18 protein-coding genes are annotated in these 20,333 nt (G+C 50.6%); 3 read left to right on the top strand and 15 right to left on the bottom strand.

The features are described 5' to 3' along the window. Window positions 1-138: 138 nt before the first annotated feature. Window positions 139-846 carry an HAD family hydrolase gene (locus tag CHH28_RS07850; protein WP_094059784.1) on the bottom strand — a complete coding sequence of 236 codons (708 nt, stop codon included), beginning with the start codon at window positions 844-846 and terminating at the stop codon, window positions 139-141. Window positions 847-882: 36 nt separating this feature from the next. Then, complete coding sequence (locus CHH28_RS07845) at window positions 883-1,410, bottom strand: opioid growth factor receptor-related protein (protein WP_157729822.1); 528 nt, start codon at window positions 1,408-1,410, stop codon at window positions 883-885. A gap of 182 nt (window positions 1,411-1,592) precedes the next feature. On the opposite strand from CHH28_RS07845, the gene hpf reads away from it, so the two are divergent. After that, window positions 1,593-1,955 carry a ribosome hibernation-promoting factor, HPF/YfiA family gene (hpf, locus tag CHH28_RS07840; protein ID WP_157729821.1) on the top strand — a complete coding sequence of 121 codons (363 nt, stop codon included), beginning with the start codon at window positions 1,593-1,595 and terminating at the stop codon, window positions 1,953-1,955. 28 nt (window positions 1,956-1,983) lie between these two features. Here hpf and CHH28_RS07835 read toward each other — a convergent pair whose 3' ends face one another. The 6 genes from CHH28_RS07835 to bioB form a co-directional block, all read right to left on the bottom strand. Continuing rightward, entirely contained in the window at window positions 1,984-2,565 is a 582-nt protein-coding gene (locus CHH28_RS07835; protein WP_094059781.1) for a TetR/AcrR family transcriptional regulator, read from the bottom strand. Between the two features lie 151 nt (window positions 2,566-2,716). Further along, the gene (locus CHH28_RS07830) at window positions 2,717-4,507 is read right to left on the bottom strand and encodes an acyl-CoA dehydrogenase C-terminal domain-containing protein (RefSeq protein ID WP_094059780.1); all 1,791 of its coding nucleotides are present in this window, start codon (window positions 4,505-4,507) and stop codon (window positions 2,717-2,719) included. A gap of 163 nt (window positions 4,508-4,670) precedes the next feature. Further along, window positions 4,671-6,476 carry an acyl-CoA dehydrogenase C-terminal domain-containing protein gene (locus CHH28_RS07825; RefSeq protein ID WP_094059779.1) on the bottom strand — a complete coding sequence of 602 codons (1,806 nt, stop codon included), beginning with the start codon at window positions 6,474-6,476 and terminating at the stop codon, window positions 4,671-4,673. A gap of 296 nt (window positions 6,477-6,772) precedes the next feature. Further along, window positions 6,773-7,672 (bottom strand): putative metalloprotease CJM1_0395 family protein, encoded by a 900-nt coding sequence (locus tag CHH28_RS07820; RefSeq protein WP_094059778.1) that lies wholly within the window; start codon window positions 7,670-7,672, stop codon window positions 6,773-6,775. Between the two features lie 12 nt (window positions 7,673-7,684). Beyond that, window positions 7,685-7,936 carry a flagellar basal body rod C-terminal domain-containing protein gene (locus CHH28_RS07815; RefSeq protein ID WP_094059777.1) on the bottom strand — a complete coding sequence of 84 codons (252 nt, stop codon included), beginning with the start codon at window positions 7,934-7,936 and terminating at the stop codon, window positions 7,685-7,687. A 248-nt stretch (window positions 7,937-8,184) separates the two neighbouring features. Next, window positions 8,185-9,240 (bottom strand): biotin synthase BioB, encoded by a 1,056-nt coding sequence (gene bioB, locus CHH28_RS07810; protein ID WP_094059776.1) that lies wholly within the window; start codon window positions 9,238-9,240, stop codon window positions 8,185-8,187. A 69-nt stretch (window positions 9,241-9,309) separates the two neighbouring features. Between bioB and CHH28_RS07805 the strand changes: the two genes are divergently transcribed. Both CHH28_RS07805 and CHH28_RS07800 read left to right on the top strand, forming a co-directional pair. Next, the gene (locus tag CHH28_RS07805; protein WP_094059775.1) at window positions 9,310-10,062 is read left to right on the top strand and encodes a ComF family protein; all 753 of its coding nucleotides are present in this window, start codon (window positions 9,310-9,312) and stop codon (window positions 10,060-10,062) included. Window positions 10,063-10,114: 52 nt separating this feature from the next. After that, a complete protein-coding gene (locus CHH28_RS07800; protein ID WP_094059774.1) occupies window positions 10,115-11,089 on the top strand; it encodes a serine/threonine protein kinase in 975 nt (324 codons plus the stop codon). 445 nt (window positions 11,090-11,534) lie between these two features. Here the strand turns inward: CHH28_RS07800 and CHH28_RS07795 are convergent, their stop codons facing one another. From CHH28_RS07795 to CHH28_RS07765, 7 genes are all read right to left on the bottom strand, one after another. Then, window positions 11,535-12,371 (bottom strand): SDR family NAD(P)-dependent oxidoreductase, encoded by an 837-nt coding sequence (locus tag CHH28_RS07795; protein WP_094059773.1) that lies wholly within the window; start codon window positions 12,369-12,371, stop codon window positions 11,535-11,537. 91 nt (window positions 12,372-12,462) lie between these two features. Further along, window positions 12,463-13,659, bottom strand: coding sequence for an MFS transporter (locus CHH28_RS07790; protein ID WP_094059772.1), 1,197 nt, complete (start codon window positions 13,657-13,659; stop codon window positions 12,463-12,465). A gap of 25 nt (window positions 13,660-13,684) precedes the next feature. After that, window positions 13,685-15,496, bottom strand: coding sequence for a hypothetical protein (locus tag CHH28_RS07785; protein WP_094059771.1), 1,812 nt, complete (start codon window positions 15,494-15,496; stop codon window positions 13,685-13,687). Beyond that, a complete protein-coding gene (locus CHH28_RS07780; RefSeq protein ID WP_094059770.1) occupies window positions 15,493-16,470 on the bottom strand; it encodes an NAD-dependent epimerase/dehydratase family protein in 978 nt (325 codons plus the stop codon). Before CHH28_RS07780 ends, CHH28_RS07785 begins: the two co-directional genes overlap by 4 nt. Before the next feature lie 2 nt (window positions 16,471-16,472). Further along, window positions 16,473-17,411: a bile acid:sodium symporter family protein gene (locus CHH28_RS07775; RefSeq protein WP_094059769.1), complete on the bottom strand. Its 939-nt coding sequence runs from the start codon at window positions 17,409-17,411 to the stop codon at window positions 16,473-16,475. Between the two features lie 103 nt (window positions 17,412-17,514). Then, the gene (locus CHH28_RS07770) at window positions 17,515-18,531 is read right to left on the bottom strand and encodes an AraC family transcriptional regulator (RefSeq protein ID WP_094059768.1); all 1,017 of its coding nucleotides are present in this window, start codon (window positions 18,529-18,531) and stop codon (window positions 17,515-17,517) included. A gap of 405 nt (window positions 18,532-18,936) precedes the next feature. After that, a complete protein-coding gene (locus CHH28_RS07765; RefSeq protein WP_094059767.1) occupies window positions 18,937-20,295 on the bottom strand; it encodes a DUF1329 domain-containing protein in 1,359 nt (452 codons plus the stop codon). Window positions 20,296-20,333: the final 38 nt, after the last annotated feature.

Genomic DNA, 20,333 nt, shown 5'->3' with positions numbered 1-20,333 from the left:
TCACCATCGACGGTTCAGGTGTTGTCCCTGTTGCAAAGAGCGGCTGTATTGAAAAAACACCGCAGACTCCGAGAGTAAAATTCGTTAGGCGGAGCACTATAGCAGATGGCTAAGCCGGGGAACACTGCCAAACAACGTTCAGGCCTGACGCCAATCCAGACACGGCCAACCGTGTTGCAGCGCGCTCTCGCGCAGTGCGCTGTTGGGGTTCAGCACCACTGGCTGGGCGACGGCTTGCAACAACGGCAAATCGGAGTGACTGTCTGTGTAGAAAGCGGCATCGGCAAAACTTAGCCCTTGCTGCTGCAGAAACTGCGCCGCCAGCGCCACTTTGCCATCGCCGTAGCACATAGGCAGCTCCAGCCCGGTAATGCGCTGTTGTTCCACCTTGAGGCGATTGCTGATGACATTATCAATGCCAAGCGCCTCGCTGTAAGCCGCCGCTACGACATCGTCGGAACCTGTGATCATCACCAACTGCGTTCCCTGGCGCCGGTATGCAAAGAGTAATGATGCTGCTTGTGGGTATATATGCAGGCGACCGCGCTCCTGAAAAAAACGCTGCACCTGGAGGCGATACTGATCCAGTGTCATGCCACGTGTGCGAGTGCGGTAATAGTTGGACAGACGCCGATGCGTCACCCGACCTTTTTTGTACGCCCGATACAAGGACGCCAGTGCCTGACTGGCTTCCACCAGCGCCCAACGCTCATGCTTAAAACGCCACTTAATCCATAAACTGTTGGCGTCTTTATTGATCAGGGAATCGTCGAGGTCAAAGAAGACCACTGGGTAGTTGTAGATCTGCATCGCCAGTCCGTCACCGTGCTGCCAGCACTCTACCACAGATCACTGCATTGAGATGGCAACGCTGTGTTGCCGTCAAATCCCGCCACAGCCATCGCCCGACGCAGCCAGACGCCAATGAGTGATGGTCGACGCGCTAAATGCCTCAGGGTGCTGCACCGCCAGCTGCTGTAGCCCTTGCCACAACGCCGCCACATGAGTCTCCAACCCCAATAGTTTTAGCGAGGCCATCATGCGCGACAAACGTCGGTGATTATGATTATCGGCCGTCATCCAGTGGCAGTGTTCAATATCTTGTGGCAGCAACAACTCAAACCCCTGCGGCGTTTCACGCAGTGCCACGCCAAAAAACTGCGTCATACGCAGCAACACACGATGCAGCTCTGCTTGCAATGCCGAACTGGACTTGAATGCGCGAATCAGTTCATCGGTCAGTACCGGAGCTTCTGGATTGAAAGGGCTGGGCTCCAACAGTGGGAACAGCCACTGAATGTAGTCATGGCAGGTTTCCAGCTCAGCGTTGCTGAAGGACAAAATACCGCTCAGAGTGCGCCCACGGTGGTCTGTCCCTGTGCCCGAATAAAACGCAATCAATGGGTGCATAGTCGCCTCTCGCTGTGCTCTGCCCGCTGAGATAGAGCCAAGATTTCGTCCAAATCGACTCACTGTCAACGTCAGTATAGACATGAAAAGACTTGATCTAGGGCATAGCGCGCGCAGCGCAACTCATCCATGCTCATACACAGAGGCGGACATACCGCCCGTTAATGATCAAAGGAGTTTTTATGAAAGGTTTGGAAATCAGCTTCCGCGACATCGACCACTCCGACGCTATCGAGCAGCATATTCGCGATAAAGCGGACAAGCTGACCAGCACTTATGACGACATTACCGGCATTCGCGCGGTGGTTGCCTTGCCCCACAATCGCAGCAACAAGGGCAAGTTGGCGCACGTTTCTGTTGAGGTCGGGTTACCCGGTGAAACTGTTGCCATTACGCATGACCAACACGATCAAGCCGAACATGAGGATATGTATCTGGCCATTCGCCATGCCTTTGATAAAGCACAGCGCAAAGTGCGTAAAATCCATGAGCGTCGCGTCGACAGTAAGCGCCGTTCAGCTGCGGCTCCCGTGATCGCCGAGTAGCCGTATCAGCAGGCCTGTTGCAGGCCTGCTACAACTTCCCCGCCAGCAACACGTTTAATAGCCCAGGGCGAATCAAGTCCGCATACAGCTCGCCCATTTCTTCTGCGGTAATCGGAAAGTCTTCGCGAATCCAGCGCGCAATCACCATAAAAGACGCACCGGTTAAAAAATCAATCACGTAGTCCAGCTGGCCGCTGTGCTTCAATGGCAGCTGATGGACGGTCACAAAACGTTCAATGATGCGCCGCACATATCGACTAAATTCCGTCAGAATCAAAGCTTCCACATCGGCTTGCAGCAACACCCGTGAAAATTCGCTGTTATCTGACCATTGGCGAAACATCAGCGTTGCGATCATCGGATCGGCGTCGAGCGAGCGTGTCAGATACGGATCAATTTGCTGGTAAAAGTCCGCAAACATATTGCCGATATAACCGCGCAATAAATCGTCTTTACCGTGAAAATGCAGATAAAACGTCGGCCTAGCGACTCCAGAATGCTGGCAAATGCGGGCAACGGATATCTTGCTGTAAGGCTCCTCCACCATCAATGCCAATAACGACGACATCAACAGGCGACGCGACCGTTCAACCCGCTTGTCTTGTTCCACAGTCGCTTCCAACCCCAACCAATAGACAGGCGTCTATTTAACCGGATTCATGGAGTAACCGCCATCCAACAAACGGCTGAACTCATAGCGCCCAGCGAAAGCGTGGCCACAAAAAAGCCGCCCTGCGGGCGGCTCTTTTATTGGCGATGAATTAAGCCGTTTCGAACAGCTCGTCATCCAGCTCAAACAGAGGCTCAGCACCACCACGTACTGCAGCGGTCAAACCAATGTAGCGCGGCAGCAAACGCTTAAAGTAGAAGCGAGATGTAGCGACTTTACCCTTGTAGAAGGCTTCGCCATCTTTGCCCTGCGCAACCAGGGCCATTTTCGCCCACATGTACGCCAGTGCGGTGTAGCCAAATACGTGCAAGTACTCAACCGATGCCGCACCCACTTCGTTGGCGTCTTTCTGTGCCTGATCAATGACCCACTGAGTCAGATCCGTCAGGTTTTCCAGCGCGGCTTTTAATGGCTCAATAAACTCAGACGCCGCTTCATTGCCCTCGTGCGAGGCGATGAAATCGTTCACATCCTGCTCAAACAAACGATAGAAAGCGCCATTGTTCGCCACTACCTTACGACCCATCAGGTCAAGTGCCTGGATGCCATTGGTGCCTTCGTATATTTGGGTGATGCGAATATCACGCACATACTGCTCTTGACCCCATTCGCGGATAAAGCCATGACCACCGAACACCTGTTGACCTGCAATCGCCGACTCCAACGCAGCGTCGGTCAGGAAGGCTTTAGCAATCGGCGTCAGCAATGCCAGCATGGCATCAGCGTGCTTACGATCGTCTTCGTTGTCAGTGAACTTGGCAATGTCCAACCACTTGGCAACGTAAGTCGAGAATGCACGGCTGCCTTCGGTAAAGGCTTTTTGCGTCAGCAGCATGCGACGTACGTCTGGGTGCACGATGATCGGATCAGCGGCTTTGTCTTTGTTCACAGCACCTGTAGGCGCGCGGCTTTGCAGACGGTCGCGTGCGTATTCAACGGCATTTTGGTAGGACGCTTCGGCGGCTCCCAAGCCCTGAATGCCCACACCCAAGCGCTCGTAGTTCATCATCGTGAACATGGCCGCCAGGCCCTTGTTCTCTTCACCGACCAACCAGCCTTTGGCGCCATCGTAGTTCATCACACAAGTGGCAGAACCTTTGATGCCCATTTTGTGCTCAATCGAACCACAGCCCATGGTGTTGCGCTCGCCCAAAGAGCCATCGTCATTCACCAGGAACTTAGGCACCAAGAACATAGAGATGCCTTTCGGGCCCGCTGGTGCATCCGGCGTTTTAGCCAGTACCAGATGCACGATGTTTTCCGCCATGTCGTGCTCGCCCCAAGTGATGAAAATCTTGGTGCCCGTCACGTCAAAAGAACCGTCGGCGTTCGGTGTTGCCTTGGTACGAATGATGCCCAAATCGGTACCGGCATGAGGCTCAGTCAAGTCCATAGCGCCAGCCCACTGGCCTGAGTACAGGTTAGGAAGGTACTTTTCCTTCAGCTCTTGGGAGCCATGCGCATTGATCGACAAGCAGGCACCGGCGGTCAGCATCGGCGCCAAGCCGAATGACATGTTAGCGCCTTGGATCATCTCCTCGACCTGGCCGACCAGTGTTTTTGGCATGCCCATGCCGCCGAAATCTGGGTTACCACCTAAGCCATTGAGGCCCGCTTCGACGTAGGTTTGATAGGCTTCTTTAAAGCCAGGCGCAGCCGTTACTTGGCCATCGTTCCAAGTAGAACCAACTTCATCACCTTCACGGTTGATGGGTGCGAGTACCTGGCTGGCGATTTTTCCGCACTCGTCGAGAATTGCTTCGGCCGTTTCGGTATCGACGGCACCTTGTAGACCGGCTAAAGAAGACCAGAGCTTATCTGCTTCGAATACTTCGTTCAGAACAAAGCGCATATCGCGCAACGGTGCTTTGTAATCAGCCATGACTCACCTCTTGATTAGTTTGACGAGCTGCCCACAGAGCGCGGGCAATCAAAATGGGGTTAGTGTAGCGTCTCTGCGATCTTAGCCCAGAGAATAGTACGAAAAAACCGCGCTCAAGCGCGGCTTCTTCGTACTTAAGAATCAGCAAATTGCCTCAGATCAATCAGAATGCAAAGTGCTCTTCAGCGATGTCCATCAGCGTATCGGCACCCGCCAACATGCTTTCTGCATGGCCTTTGGTGCGCGGCATGATACGGGTGAAGTAGAAACGCGCCGTGGCGATTTTCGCTTTGTAGAAGTCTTCTTCCGTGGTGCCGGCTGCCAGTGCGTCTTGTGCAACCTTGGCCATACGCGCCCACAGATAACCCAGCACGGCATAACCTGAGTACATCAGGTAATCGACCGAGGCACTGCCCACTTCGTCGCGGTTCTTCATTGCACCCATGCCCACTTTCATGGTCAGGTCGCCCCACTCTTTGTTCAGCGCAGTCAGCGGCTCAACAAACTGAGCCATCTGCTCATTGCCTTCTTCTGCCTGGCAGAACTTATGCACAATCTTGGTGAAGTTCTTCAGGCTTTGGCCTTGAGTCATCAACACTTTACGACCCAGCAGGTCCAACGCCTGAATACCCGTGGTGCCTTCGTAAATGGTCGCAATCTTGGTATCACGTACCAGCTGCTCCATGCCCCACTCAGCGATAAAGCCGTGGCCACCGAACACCTGTACACCCAAGTTGGTGGCTTCACAGCCCACTTCGGTCAGGAACGCTTTAGCGATTGGTGTCAAAAAGCCCAGCAGCTCATCAGCCGCTTTGCGTGCTTCTTCGTCTTCGCCTTTTTTCACCACGTCGTTCTGTTGTGCCGCTAGGTACACCAGTGCACGACCGCCTTCAGAGAAGGCCTTTTGAGTCAGCAGCATGCGACGTACGTCTGGATGAACAATGATTGGGTCGGCCGCTTTTTCAGGCGCCTTTGGACCTGACAAAGAACGCATTGCCAGACGATCTTTGGCGTACGCCAATGCGCCTTGGAATGAGGCTTCTGCAGCGGTAGAACCCTGCAGCGCAGTACCAATACGTGCGGTGTTCATAAAGGTGAACATGCAGTTCAGGCCTTTATTTTCTGGGCCAATCAACCAGCCTTTGGCACCGTCGAAGTTCATCACACAGGTTGAGTTACCGTGGATGCCCATCTTGTGCTCGATCGAACCACAAGTGACAGCGTTACGCTCACCTGGGGTGCCATCTTCATTTGGCAGGAACTTAGGCACGATAAACAGTGAAATACCTTTGGTGCCTTCTGGTGCACCTGGCAGACGCGCCAGCACAATGTGCACAATGTTCTCAGCCATGTCGTGCTCACCGGCTGAGATGAAAATCTTGGTGCCAGAGATGCTGTAAGAACCGTCTGCATTGGCTTCTGCTTTGGACTTCAAAATGCCCAGGTCAGAACCGCAGTGTGGCTCTGTCAAACACATGGTGCCCGTCCACTCACCCGATACCAGCTTGGTCAGGTAAGTTTCTTTCTGCTCAGCAGTACCGTGCAGTTCGACGGTGTTCATGGCGCCGTGCGACAGACCTGGGTACATACCCCATGACCAGTTAGACGTGCCAACCATTTCCGACATCACAATGCCCAGTGACTCTGGCAGACCCTGACCACCGTGCTCCACCTCGTGTGCCAGTGACGGCCAGCCACCTTCTACATACTTGGCGTACGCTTCTTTAAAGCCAGTCGGAGTGGTTACGGAAGCGTCGTCGTGACGAGTACAACCTTCGATATCACCGGTACGGTTGATTGGGGCCAGCTCCTGCTCACAGAACTTGGCACCTTCGGCAATAATGGCTTCGACCATGTCCGGCGTAGCAACGTCGGCATAGGCTGGGATGCTGGCATAGTGCTGAGGCATGTCCAGCAGTTCATCCATTACAAACTTAATTTCACGAAGAGGGGCTTTATATTCTGGCATGGGACAGACCTCGTTGCCGGTTATCTTTTACAGCCGCAGCTGCCGTTGTAATCGACGATGGATCATCAGGATAGGCTGATCACAAACAGACAGCCAGCATCGTCCTTTCAAACAAGTGTTTGAAACATACGTTCGCCCTTTCGCCTTGTCAAGCATTCGCACTCGACGAATCGTCAGTACGACACGCTAGGCAAGCTGCGCAAGGCGAGACTCGATACAGGTTTAATACGAGTACGGGGAAATCACGCCAAACAGGCGATAGAAGGAAAACCTAGGCGGCTAGCCGCACCGCGAGGCTAGGCAATGTCGTTGAGTAACTGGCCAGCGCTGATGGGAGAGGGCTGTGAAATGCGCAGCAGGGTTTCGTTGATGCGCCGTACCTTGGCGTTGTATTCGGCGAAGCGTTCCGCCGCCGAGATGCTGACTTCGTCTTCCTTGTCTTTCTCTTCAGCTGCGCGCTGTTTTTCACGCGCTTCTTGCAGCTCAGCTCGGGCTTCCTGGCGCTCTTGTTCGACGGCACCGCTTTGCAAGCGTGTTGATTCACGTTGCTCGGAGGCGATTTCAGCTCGAGCTTCGGTCGCTAAGCGGGCCGCTTGTGCAGCGACTTGCCGATCTTGTGCAGACGGTTCAGCGGGTGCCAGCGCGGCGCGACGAACACGCTCCATTTTCTCCAGCGTGGCTTGAGGGTCGCCGCTGACTTTACTGACATCGATGCTGACCTCACCGGCCACCGCATAACGCACACCGTCGGGGCCGCTTTTGTAGGTGAACGTTGGCGCACCGGCTAGGCTGCCGCCCACCGCCGCATGTGCTTGCTCATGTGCTCGCACCTCGGCATCAGTTTGCTTGAGCTGCTGAATTTGCTGCAGCTCCTGCTCCTGCACCGCTTCTTCAACGCGCTGCTCGGGCGTTGTACCTTGGCCGTCTTCATTATTTGGCGTCACACGGTTGCTGCTGACATCGTCAACAGATACATCGGTGCTGGACTCGCCCTCTCGGGCCGGCGCGGCGCTGCGTGTTGGAGGAGAATACGTGTCTTCACCTGAGACTTGCGGAGTACTCTGCGGCGCAGAGACTGGGGCAAAGGCCGCATTGCCCTGAGTTTCCGGCTTAGAGGGTACCGGCGAACGAGGGCTCACCACTGGCGAGGTCGCGCCAGTGGCTGTCAGAGCAACAGGTACTGCAGACACTTGCATATTGGCCAACCATCAGGCCTGAATATCAATCAGTGTGCCCAACTGCTGATCAGCAGCTTCCAGGACCTTGGCATTGGCCTCCACCTGGCGCTCACCTTCACGCAGGTTGACCAAGCCTTCACTGACTTCTGGTGCATCCTGAACAGGACGGGTGGTGGTGGCATCATTAACTTGCTGAGCCGCCTGCCGGACCTGTTCCATACCCTGAGCAATACCCGTGGTTGCGCTGGTAAACGCTGACCCGGTGGTAGATCCAATGTTCATATTTGCCTCCCATGATGGTTTTTGGCTCATTGGTCAAAATATAATCAAAGCCAATCAGAAATACCAGATGGTGGGCGTCGGCAGAATCTGTCACATATGACAGCCGCTGCAATCGCAGCAGCATTCAAGAAAAGTAGCCGGCAGACGAGTATCTATTCGCCCATAGAGAAGTGGTTTAGGTCAAGGCGATGTCGTTGCACGGTCTATCGCCCCTTTCTATTTACAGCGCCTCTTTATAGTTAGTCGCTTTATGCTCGTGCAGCGTCGTAATAAGTGGCCTGAGCGTTTTCTTTGACGGCCAGCAGCTCTTCCAGCTCTTTTGGCGCCTCGGTTACTTGGTGGTCGCGGTTGATACCCAAGCGTGCAAATAGCGCCTGGTCCTTGTTGGCCGCTGGGTTGGGCGTGGTTAATAGGCATTCGCCATAGAAGATGGAATTGGCACCGGCAAAGAAGCACATGGCCTGCATTTCATCGGTCATTTCTTCGCGACCCGCACTCAAGCGCACATGAGACGCTGGCATCATGATGCGTGCTACGGCAATGGTGCGAATAAAGTCCAGCGGATCAAGCGCCTCCTGATTCTCCAGTGGCGTACCTGCAACACGCACCAGCTGGTTGATCGGCACAGACTCAGGGTGATGCGGCAAATTGGCCAACTGCACCAGTAAGCCAGCGCGATCTTTGTGTGATTCGCCCATGCCTAAAATACCGCCAGAGCACACTTTCATGCCGGCCTGACGTACGTTATCCAGAGTTTCTAGGCGATCGCTGTAGGTGCGGGTGGTGATGATTTCACCGTAATAATCGGGCGAGGTATCGAGATTGTGGTTGTAGTAGTCCAACCCCGCTTCTGCCAAGCGGTTGGCTTTGTCAGAATCGAGCATGCCCAGGGTCATGCAGGTTTCCAGCCCCAGCTCTTTCACACCTTTCACCATGGCTTCGACATAGGGCATGTCTTTTTCCCGCGGCGAGCGCCAGGCTGCGCCCATGCAAAAACGCTGCGAACCGGCGGCCTTGGCCGCTTTGGCTTTTTCGATCACCGCCTCGACTTCCATCAGCTTTTCTTTTTCTAGCTTGGTGTCGTAGCGCGCGCTTTGCGGACAATAAGCACAATCTTCCGGACAGGCGCCGGTTTTGATCGACAATAAGGTGCTGACCTGAACAGCATTAGGGTCGAAGTGCTGACGATGAACACTGTGTGCCTCGAACAGCAGATCATTCATCGGCTTGGCCAACAGCGCCTGCACTTCGCCCACACTCCAATCATGTCGCAAAGCTGTCGTATTTTGCTGTGCCACGGTCATCTCCTGCCCCTAATCCTGCTTATGGTTGTGGTGAAAATCATAAACTGGGCCGGGTAGCGGTCAACTTAGATGAAACATCCGGGCAACCTCTGGTCAATTATCAACCAACAGTTGACTGCCTTTATGTCGGCGCAATCGACCTGTGAATGGTGCTTGGGCGGTTTGGACTCGTCGCAACGCTTTCTTTGTCACAGCTGCCAGCAGCAATTACCCCATAACCTATTGGCTTGCAGCCAATGTGCAGAACCTGCTGCAGTAGCCGACATGCGCCGCTGTGGCCGCTGCCAGCGACGTCCACCGGCATTTGAGTATGCCAGCACAGCCTTTACCTACGAGGCTCCGATCGATCGCTGGGTGCTACGTTGTAAAGATCAACATTCTTTGCACTGGCATGATCGCTTGAACCAGCTGACCAGGTCCCACTTCGCGCCACCAGCGGTGATGCCAGATGCCGTGACTTTTATTCCATCCAGCCGCTATAAACGCCTGCGCCGCGGTTTTAACTTGTCCGAATCCTTAGCCGCCAGTGTCGCACTGTGCATCGATCGCCCGCTATTGAGTCTTTTCCAGCTGCAAGCGCAGCAAGATCAGCGCGGCCTATCGGTGGCTCAGCGCCACGCCAACCTACAACACAGCCTGCAGTGCTTGCCGCCATCTGCCTTGCCTGATGTATCTGAGTTTGGGCATATATTGGTGGTCGACGACATCATGACCTCCGGAGCCACGATGCATCGTGCGGCGCAGTTACTAAAACAGAGGGGGGTAAAACTGGTAGGATGCTGGGCTTTGGCGCGAGCCACCAAATCTCGCCCCGCGACATAACTGCGCTACTCTCGCCCTGCGATACAACTGTACTACAACCCCGAGTTGATTTATGACCACCCCAGAACTGCCTTATTCAGACCTCACTCCCGACTCGGTGATGGATGCCGTTGAGTCCCTTGGTTTTCAGTGCGACGCCCGCATTTTAGCGCTCAACAGCTATGAAAATCGGGTGTATCAGGTGGGTATCGAAGATGAGCAGCCTGTGATCGCCAAGTTCTATCGGCCCAATCGTTGGAGTCGCGCCACCATCGCAGAGGAGCATGCCTTTTTATTGCAGCTGGCCGAAGAAGACGTGCCGGTCGTGGCACCCCTGCAGCACCAAGGTGACACCCTGTTCAACGCCAACGGCTATCACTTTGCCTTGTTTCCGCGCCGGGGAGGACATGCGCCAGAGTTAAGCCGCGAGCACGACCTGGAGCTGATTGGCCGTTGGTTGGCACGCATTCATCAAGTGGGCGCACGGCAACCCTTTCAACATCGCCACACTATTCAGCCGGCAGCAGATTTAAGCCAAGCGGCGCAGCAAGTGCTGGCTTCCGGCCTGATGCCGGAGGATTATCGCGACGCCTATCAAAGCACCATGCAAACATTGGCGCAGCAGTTGCCTGAACAGCTGCCGTGGAACACCTTGCGCCTGCATGGCGATCTGCACAGTGGCAACTTGCTATTACGCGACCAAGCGCTGTTTTTCGTCGACTTCGACGACTGCCTACAAGGGCCGGCCATTCAAGACATCTGGATGCTGCTGAGTGGTCAGCGCGATGAGCAACAGGCGCAAATTCGAACCATCGCAGAGGGTTACGAGGTATTTCGTCCCTTCCCCAGTGAGGAGTTAGTGAGTATTGAGGTGCTACGCACATTGCGGATTGCGCGTTATGCGGCTTGGTTGAGTCAGCGCTGGTCGGACCCGGCCTTTCCGAGTGCCTTCCCTTGGTTTACCGGCCACGCTTTTTGGTCACAACACCTGTTGGCATTGCGAGAACAGCAAGCCAGCTTGTTTGACGAACCTCTGCAACGTTTTTGAGCGACATACAAAAGCCTGAATTCATCCTAATGAATGGCTGCTCCTGCTAAGCAAATGGATACAGGATTTTTCGCATAGCGTTCACCAACGGCTAAAAACCAAGTCGAACCAAAGCGAAACAAAATCGACACATAAGTTCGACACACCTTTCTTCGAATGTCTTGTTGGTCAAAACCGCACCCTACCAGCCGCTGATGTCATTTTTTGCTTTGGTGCTTGGGCCACGGTGCGATCGTGAGATGTTTAAACTCAAGCTGGAAACTCAAGCGCCAACTTGTCTCACCTCTGTTTACCTGTGTATCCCGTAAGCGCCAAAACAACGATCACTACAAAGCCTCCCCGACAGGTTGAACGGCCGCCGGCATGATACTCGTTGTAAAACACTTTGAAGTATTGCCTGAAAATTCCTACCGAAGCTATCGTACTTATTATCAAGTAATAATTTCTAGACTGCTTTCAACTCCATAGATATTTTCCTCAGCATGACTTTTTCATAGAGCCAAGGGCTTATTTTATGAAGCCAATAGGCACTTTTCGCTAAAGACCCCAAGTGTAATACCCGTTTCTTCTTTTCGATTGCGTTAACAATGGCTGCGGCAGCTTCTTCTGGTTGTAAGGTTTTTCCTGGTGTCGCTGTTGCCTGGCCAGGCCTTGCAATACCGTTCGTTCTGCTACTATTTACATCAGCGCTGCTTGCAGATTCGTGATTATCATCTTGGGTTTGAATGAATCCAGGGAAAACACTGAGCACACTGACGTTGTATTCATAACATTCGCTTCTTAAGGTTTCCATAAGCCCGGCCAAGCCGTATTTGCTCGCTGAGTATGCGCTACGTGCATACAATGGAGAAAACCCCGCAACGCTGGATAGTCCTACAATGAAACCTTCATGCTCAATAATGTTATTCATGCAAGCATGAGTGATGTTAACAGCGCCCTTCAAATTGATGTCGATAACAGTGTTAAGTGCTTTTATTTCGGCTTCATGAAAGCGGTTAAAATGGGTAACGCCAGCATTGTTTAATAGTAAGTCGATACCACCGAAGGTTTTCTCGGTCATTTCAACAACGTTCGTACAACTATCATACTTGGTGACATCACAGACACAGGTGCTCAAGCGAGATGAGTCGATCTGACGGGATAGTTCTTCAAGGCCGTTACTATCAATATCTGTAGCCATAACGCGAGTGCCTCTAGCAAGCAATTCGTCACACAAAGAACGACCTAGGCCTCCTGCTGCACCTGTGACTATTGCAACCTTGTTTGCTAGTGGATAAAGCACAGATCACCTCCAGAATGACTTGGTTATCGGTTTCCAACCCGTCATTTCCGCAATTTTAAGCACGAGATCGCCATAGCATCACTCGATGTAGTTAGACTAGTCTGGCCGTACGCCGTAGCGCATTAAATCGCCAGAATCCGATGATGGAAAACAAAAGGATGAACACACCAAAGGCGATCAATGCCGGTGTTAGATTGACGGATGATGCGAGCGCGCCGGCTATGATACCGGACGTCGCAGGAATGACTTGGCTAATGATCGTATAAACACTCATAATTCTACCGCGCAGATGATCGGGAGCGTAATACTGTAACCCTGCAACGATCAAACTGATTGCCATCCCCCCTAATGCGCCGGCAATCACTAACACCAAAGCAGATACGGAATAAACGGATAATAACCCCAGCGTGCCAATACCCACACCGGCTAGGCTAATTGCCAAAAACAAAAAACATCCATAGTGCAAGCGCGATTTCACTAACATAACCACTACGCCCCCAAAAATGAGTGCCAGTGCCACCAAACTTAGATATCGGCCTTGAGACATGTCGGAAAGATTCAGTATATCTTTAGCAACACTCGGCAAAAGCACCTGCATGGGTCCCATCAATGCATAGGTAATGGCAGCCAAAGATAGCAGCTGAATAATAGGCTTAGATTGCCTGACAAACTGAACCACTTCCAGGAGCTCCTGCTTGGCCTTTTCTTCTTTCTTACCAACAAACTTATAAGACAATGGCAACAAAATAGCAGTGGACAGCAGAGTAAAAATAGCTCCAACGATCATCACCATAGTCCAACTCCAGTTTACTTGAATAAATTTAAGTACAAGAGGGGCAAGACCAAACCCTGTCATCACCACTAAGTTGAGGGCAACAGAGGCCGATGTGAGCTTATGCGGATCAACATAGAAGGGTAGCGATGCAAAACGAGCAGGAGCAACAAAAGACCAACCGATGCCCGAGAAAAACGCCGCAATCAATATCAGTGCGATCTTGCTATTCAATGCCATGCCATCCACATCGTAAACGACCAAGGAAAGCAAGATAAAACTGACGAGGTAACTGTTTTGCGCAATAAGAATAACGCTGCGAGGCGAGTATCGATCACAAAAGACACCGGCCACCCACCCCAAAACGATAGGTGGCATAAAACACAGACCGAACCCTAATCCAGCCAGCGCATGAGAGCTAAACATCTCAAGTGACAAGAATATTACACTGTAATTCACCATATGCCCGGCTAAAAAAGCGAACAAGCATGACAACAGAAATAGGTTAACTCTCATAAAACGATACCTTACTATCCCGTCGCTACTTCATCGAATAGACTGGTTTTAAGCGAATCAAAGTAGGCTGCGCGTCTTCGATATGCCAGCTGGGAAAGCTAGAGTTGGTCGTATACACATCGCCATTTGGCGCAATTTCAACGTCTCGGGTGAAGGTTACTCGCTTCGGCATTGGATAGTGTGTCCACTTATCTGCGTCGATTTCATAGCTATATAACGCATCTGACGTGTTTCCATTGATCCAAACTATATCACGCTCGGTATCGACATTGAGTGAATAAGGGGATTCACTGCCCAGCGGATAAACTGGGATTGGATAATTAGTGAAGGCCTCCTTTATAGGATCAAACTTAACAATCATAGACTCTGGAAACGCCGCTATCCAAAGATTACCTTTTGAATCTGTTCGCAATCGTCTGGGTCCCTTAAACGGCGTTTCGTAAACTGTCACCTGCTTGGTTTTGGCATCAATCTTACCGATAGAATCAGCAAGTAGTCTGGCAAACCAAATATCGCCATTTGGCGTAATATCGATACCGTATGGCATAGGTAAGCCGGAAGATTGCTCATCAATGCTAACCCAGTTGGCAATTGGAACGCCCCACTCCATTAGCTTTAGAATGATCCCCATGAAAGAAATGGTGAGGCTTTCCTGAGTATTCCTTGACGGCAAGTCAAATAGTTCAAAGCGTTTTTCTACGCGATCGAACATGGCGACTTGATTGGACAAAGCCATAGTGAACCAAACTCTATCTTGCTTATCGATGCGAATGGTATGCGGATAATAACCCGCATCCATATGATGGTTAGTGAACTCCTTGGTTTTTGGATCAAACTCAACCAAACGCTGCTGATAAGAAGTGGTAATAAAAATATTACCGTCTTTTGGAGACTCGGCAAAAGAGTGAATACCGGCATACGTTTCGTGTTTCGGAAATGAAGCTAACCGAGCACCCATCAAGCCACCATGCTCGTCGTAGACTTCACGCTTCAGTTTATAAACGGTGAATTCCCCAGTTTCTGGATTAATCTCATACATACGGTCTTGTAGGTTATCACCTACATAAATCAGACCATTAGAATGGTGCAGCAGATCGTGCATTTGCGAGAATGCATCGCCAATGGGCCATGACGTGATGTGAGACTCTTGTATCATCGGCAACCAGCTTGTGCCTTTCGGTATGCTGGCAGGGTTCTCGTAAAGTTGTCGATATTCGGTTGCCAAGAGATCGGGGAGGGTTTCTTGTGCATTATCATGGATTCGTGCCCCATAGCCAATCATTCGATCCATGATCTCCTGCCAGTTTTCCCGAGCACGTGGGCGCCTAAAAAAAGCAGAGCCTTGTTGATGGCAAAAGCCGCATTGCAATATATAGTGTTTCTTTAACTCCTCAGCGGCTTCATCTTGGCCAAAATCAAGCGCCGCTAACCAGGTATTGGCGGGGCGAGATTCCGCCAGTTTTAGTGCATCCGTGATGGGCTTCATTTCCAGTTCAATGGCGTCCCCACCAACGGTTTCAACCATCACATCAGCCATCTCAGGCGCTCGTATCCTAATTCGAACTGGCTCACCTTGATAGTGTAGAAACCTGGCTTGGCCTTTATCATCGGTGAATCGCGTATGAGACGGATCAATATAGGCTAATGTTCTCTCTGGAACATAGCCGTGATCAGATTTATCCAGCTGGTAAATTTCCAGCGGCGTTTGTGTAACCATCACGTTACTCAAAGGGTTACCCTTCTCATCCACAACGGTAACTTGACTCGCAACAGCACTGATGGAAGCGATTAAAAAAGTAATCACACACAGTAGATATCGAAACAAATGACTCTTCATCCATCTTTCTCCATTTGACCCAAGAAAGCCAACAACGCATTTTCAGTGTTGTATCTAGGTTGATGCTTAAAATATTTCAGTATTTTTTTATTATCGAGTACGGGTCGATATTTTATAAACTTGACTTGCTCAGGGCCATATTGACTAATACCCAACGGTTTCAATATACCGAGCAACATTTGAACTAGGACTGGTGGCAGAGGAAGGTAGTGTTTTTTTTGCTTTTTAGCTATTTGCTTTAGGGATACAACACCTGTACCCGCAATATTATACACACCTTCCACACTGGTGGTTGCAGCTTCTATCAAATAGTCGACCACATCTTCCGACCAGATGAAATTGAATAAACCTTCATACCCTAGCAACCCGGTGATGAACTTTTGTCGAAACAGGTTCACCACCGGACCATCAAAGTCAGGACCAATAATGGCCCCCGGACGAAATACTACTTGTTTCATTTCGGGTGAAAGCTCACGGTACTTTGCCAAAATAGCTTCAACTTCAGCTTTATGAGCAGAATAGAAGTAGTCTAAGTTGCCTATTGCTGGCCTGTCTTCGCTAATTGGTCCATCATTGTTTTCAGGATAGTAGCCATAGGCCGCACCACTGGTAGTAACAATGAATTTCGAAACACCGATATCAGTGGCAGTTGAAAGCAGCCTATCGGTGGCAACAACATCTATCTGATAGGCTTTCGAGCGATCTAAAGTTTTGGATATTTGCAACACAGACGCTAAGTGGATAATAACATCTGGAGTCAAGTCAGAAACCCAGTCATAAAACTCATCGGAGCAGATATCGAGCTGGCGATATACAAAATCCGGCTCTTCTTTGAACGGATTGCTCTTAATATCGGTTGCGTAAACTTCCAGCGGACCTTCAATTACGTCAGTATTCTTTAGATCTGAGGAAATCAGCCTTTTGACCAATGCCGAACCAATACAACCAGAGGCACCAGTGATTAAAATCTTCATTTCTACTTACTTAACCTCGCTGCTTTTGTCGGATTAGGCATTCGTCCTTCAGAGGGATTTCCGATATAGCGAAATACCAATGCAATCAACAACCCTGAGACGATATGCCAAGTGCCCCAAATTGCGGTAATCAACGCCATCCCTGCTTCACCATCAAACTGAGTAAAGACAATGGCAATGGCCAGTGAAGAGTTCTGCATACCTACTTCGATAGTCGTGGCCTTGATGTCTCGACCATTCAATTTGGAGGCTTTACCAGCGAAAAATCCCAATGTAAACGCCAATGCATTGTGGATAAAAACCACCATCAGTAGCATCTCAATATTTGATGAAAAGATCTGCTTATTACGAAACACTGCAACGACAACAAAAGCGATCAGTGCCAATGTACTTGTCACACTCAAAAACCGATGAAGTATTCTCGCCCCTTCAGGCAACTTATAATTAACCAGCAGCCCCACTATCAATGGAAGCGCCAATATAAATATCAGACTCACCACAATACCGGAAGTATCAACACTAATAGCTGTTAACAAGCCAGACGCTTCGATGTTAAATTGTGACCAAAATATAAAGTTAAATGGCAACATAACAACAGCAAGCGTGCTGGCTATCGCAGTCATTGATATGGATAAAGCGGTATTTCCACCCGCCAACTGAGTGACGAAATTTGAAATTGCACCGCCAGGGCAGGCAGCCACCAGCATCATACCCAGTTCTATTCCAGCCGGTAGCTCAAGGATAAGCGTCAGTAGCAATGTTGTGATAGGCAGCAGTAAAAACTGAGCCATCAACCCTACAACGACAGCCTTTAGCATCCTTAATACGTGTTTGAAATCCGCCACTTTGATGTTCAGCGCAACGCCCAACACCATGCTGGCCAATACCACATTGAGTAGCCATTGATTGTCAGGGTTAAAATAAATTTGTGCTGCTTCCATCGAGATAACCAAATACTGGCGGCATTGCGTCTTGAGGCTCAATAGTAGACTTTAAGAACTAATTAGCAATGACATCAACTGACAGCGTGATTGGCGCGTGAAGTCAAGTCACGAAAGTCTGATATTTCTGACGATAGGCGACCGGGGAGTTTCCTGTCCAACGTTTGACCGCGCGGCTGAAGGCACTTTGCTCAGAAAAATTTAGCAGATCCGATATATGCTGAAAGCTCAGTTTAGTATTGACTAGATAATGTAAAGCGATATCACATTTCACTTCGTCTACGAGTTGCTTAAAGGTTGAATCAAACTCCATCAATCGCCGCTGCAGTGTTCGCTCTGATATAGATAAAGTAGCGGCCAACTGGTCTAACGATGGCACCTCATTAGGTAGCTTACTTGCAATATAGTCTTTAGCAACAGAGACTGAATTGTTGATTGAGTATTGCGACATTAAAGAGTCGGCGTAAACTTTTAACGTTCGGTTTAATTCTGGCCTCGCCGTTGTGCAAGGAATACCGATAACGTCCTTAGGCATAGATAAACCAATGGTATTTGGTCTTCCCATTTCGCTGAAAATCACAGGACAACCGAAGTAAGCTTCGTATTGATGCTTCCTTTCGGCACTTGCGAGTTCGTGGAAAAACCAAACACGCTCTGGCGAGAGGTGAGTTGCCGTCATTCTTCGGGCGAATGCTACCCAACTTGTCAGCAGCTCTTCAGCAATATGATAGTTATAGCGACCACTCGGTGACCAGGTCAGAATAATTGATTGCTTCTCAACAGAAAAACTCGGATTACCCGAACTTCCAACAATGGACTGATATTGCCTTTGACTTTGCAACGCTTGCTCTAACGTACTACTGGTGTACGCTATTTCTCCTAACACCCCCCAGCGACTGGGTTCAATATGTTGGCCGTAGTTAAAACCAATACTTCGATCATTTAATCTTGATTCTGCAAAGCAATAAAGATTTTCGTATTTTTGTATATCGATGAGGTTTTTACGGTTGAGCTCGGCTTGTGTCACGCCAATCGCGTCAAGACAGTCATCACGGGACAGCCCAACAATGGACAAATAGTTCATTAGACTTTGTACAGCGTGAGAAGAAATACTTTCCATATGCGACCCAACACCAGCCCCAACAAATCAGCCTATAAGAGTACGTCATTTGAAGTCAAATCGGTATACAGGTTGTGAAACAGCCCTAAGCCAGTTTTATGCAGTCCTTATTAACTGTTTTTGATTTACCTGCTCACATAACTGCCGCGATTTATCATGATCGCTAGCCAGTAGAATTGTAGTTAAACGCCATGAACAGCTGTTGGAAATAATAAGTCGTTCGTTATTCAAAGCAGCAATACAGCGCTGACTCTGCCGAGAGTCGCCTTGATCAGATAACTGTTAAAGCCGGACCCAGATAGCCGGACTGAGATAAATCGGGACACAAAAAAAAGCGACCCTCACATAAGGATCGCTTTATGACCACAAAAAGTGGCACAGCAGTGGCCCCGAAGGGCCATTCGCTTAACGGCGGCCAGAGCGACGCAGCGCAGCCGGAGTGTAGTCACGTTGACTACGTTCAAAGCCAAACTCGTAAGTATTGTCTTCTTCGTTATCCAGGCCCAGCGCCAAGTAGCGGCCTGAGTTCAGGTCGTACAGCACTTCCAACGCGTACCAAGGCACCAAGTAGTCGTAGTACATCAGGCTGTGCGCTTCCGCCACACGCCACAACTCACCACGGCCATCATAGTGATCGATGACCGATGCTTGCCAAGTGTCCTCGTCAATGTAGAACACACGCTTGGCATAGATATGACGCTTGCCATCTTGCAAAGTCGCCTCGACTTTCCAAACGCGGTGCAGCTCGTAACGAGTCAGGTCCTGGTTGATGTGGCCCGCTTTAACGATGTCGTCATAGCTCAGATCACCGCTTTTCAGCTTATAAGAGTTGTAAGGAATGTACATCTCTTGCTTACCGATCAGCTTCCAGTCGTAACGATCGGGCGCACCGTTGAACATGTCGAAGTTATCCGCTGTACGCATACCGTCTGAAGCAGTACCCGGGCCATCATAGGCCACCTGTGGGGCACGACGAACGCGGCGTTGACCTGCGTTGTAAACCCAAGCTTTACGTGGCTCTTTTACCTGGTCCAGAGTTTCATGCACCAGCAGTACGTTGCCCGCCAGACGCGCCGGTGACAGTACGTCTTGCTTGAAGTAGAACAGCACGTTTTGATCCTGCGTCGGATCAAAGTCAGACAGCTTATTACGGAAGGTAAACTCATCCTGGAAGCGCACGATGGTGTAATCACCGTTCGCTTGTGGCGTTGCCTGGCCAACTACGCGGCGTACACTGCCACCACGGTAACGTACGATGTGGTTCCAGATGGCTTCCAAGCCACTTTCTGGCATTGGGAAGGGAGCACCCTGAACGTAATTTTCCAAACCGTTACCGCCGGCTACCAGCTTGGTTTGCGTGGCGTTTTGCTTAGTAGCATCGTAAATATACTGCGGATAAGCTGCGGTACGACGCGTTTCGTACACTGGCATACGGAATGTTTCTGGGTACTTTTCAAACATCGCCTTTTGGCCATCGCTAAGCTGGCCTGCGTACTGCTGATAGTTTTCCGCGGTGATGACAAACTTAGGCTTGTCATTCGGGAAAGGGTTGGTTGGTTTGCTACCTTTCTCGTGACCTGCAGGCGCTGCAGTTAAACCACCACTCCAAGCTGGAATATCACCACTGCCCGCTTTCACCGCACCCATCGGCGTCAGCTCATTGTTAAGCTTCGCAGCGTCGCCCTCAGACGCCACCGTGTGTGCAGAAGCGACCATCAGGGACAGCGCTAACGCGCCGCCCCATTGTTTGTATTTGTTCAACATCGTTTTAAACCTCAATAATGTTCGCACTGAGCTCTAAC

This window comes from Bacterioplanes sanyensis (genome assembly GCF_002237535.1).
GTDB lineage: Bacteria > Pseudomonadota > Gammaproteobacteria > Pseudomonadales > Oceanobacteraceae > Bacterioplanes > Bacterioplanes sanyensis_A.
The sequence above is the reverse complement of the archived record's forward strand: the minus strand, read 5'-3'. Positions and strand labels throughout refer to the sequence as shown.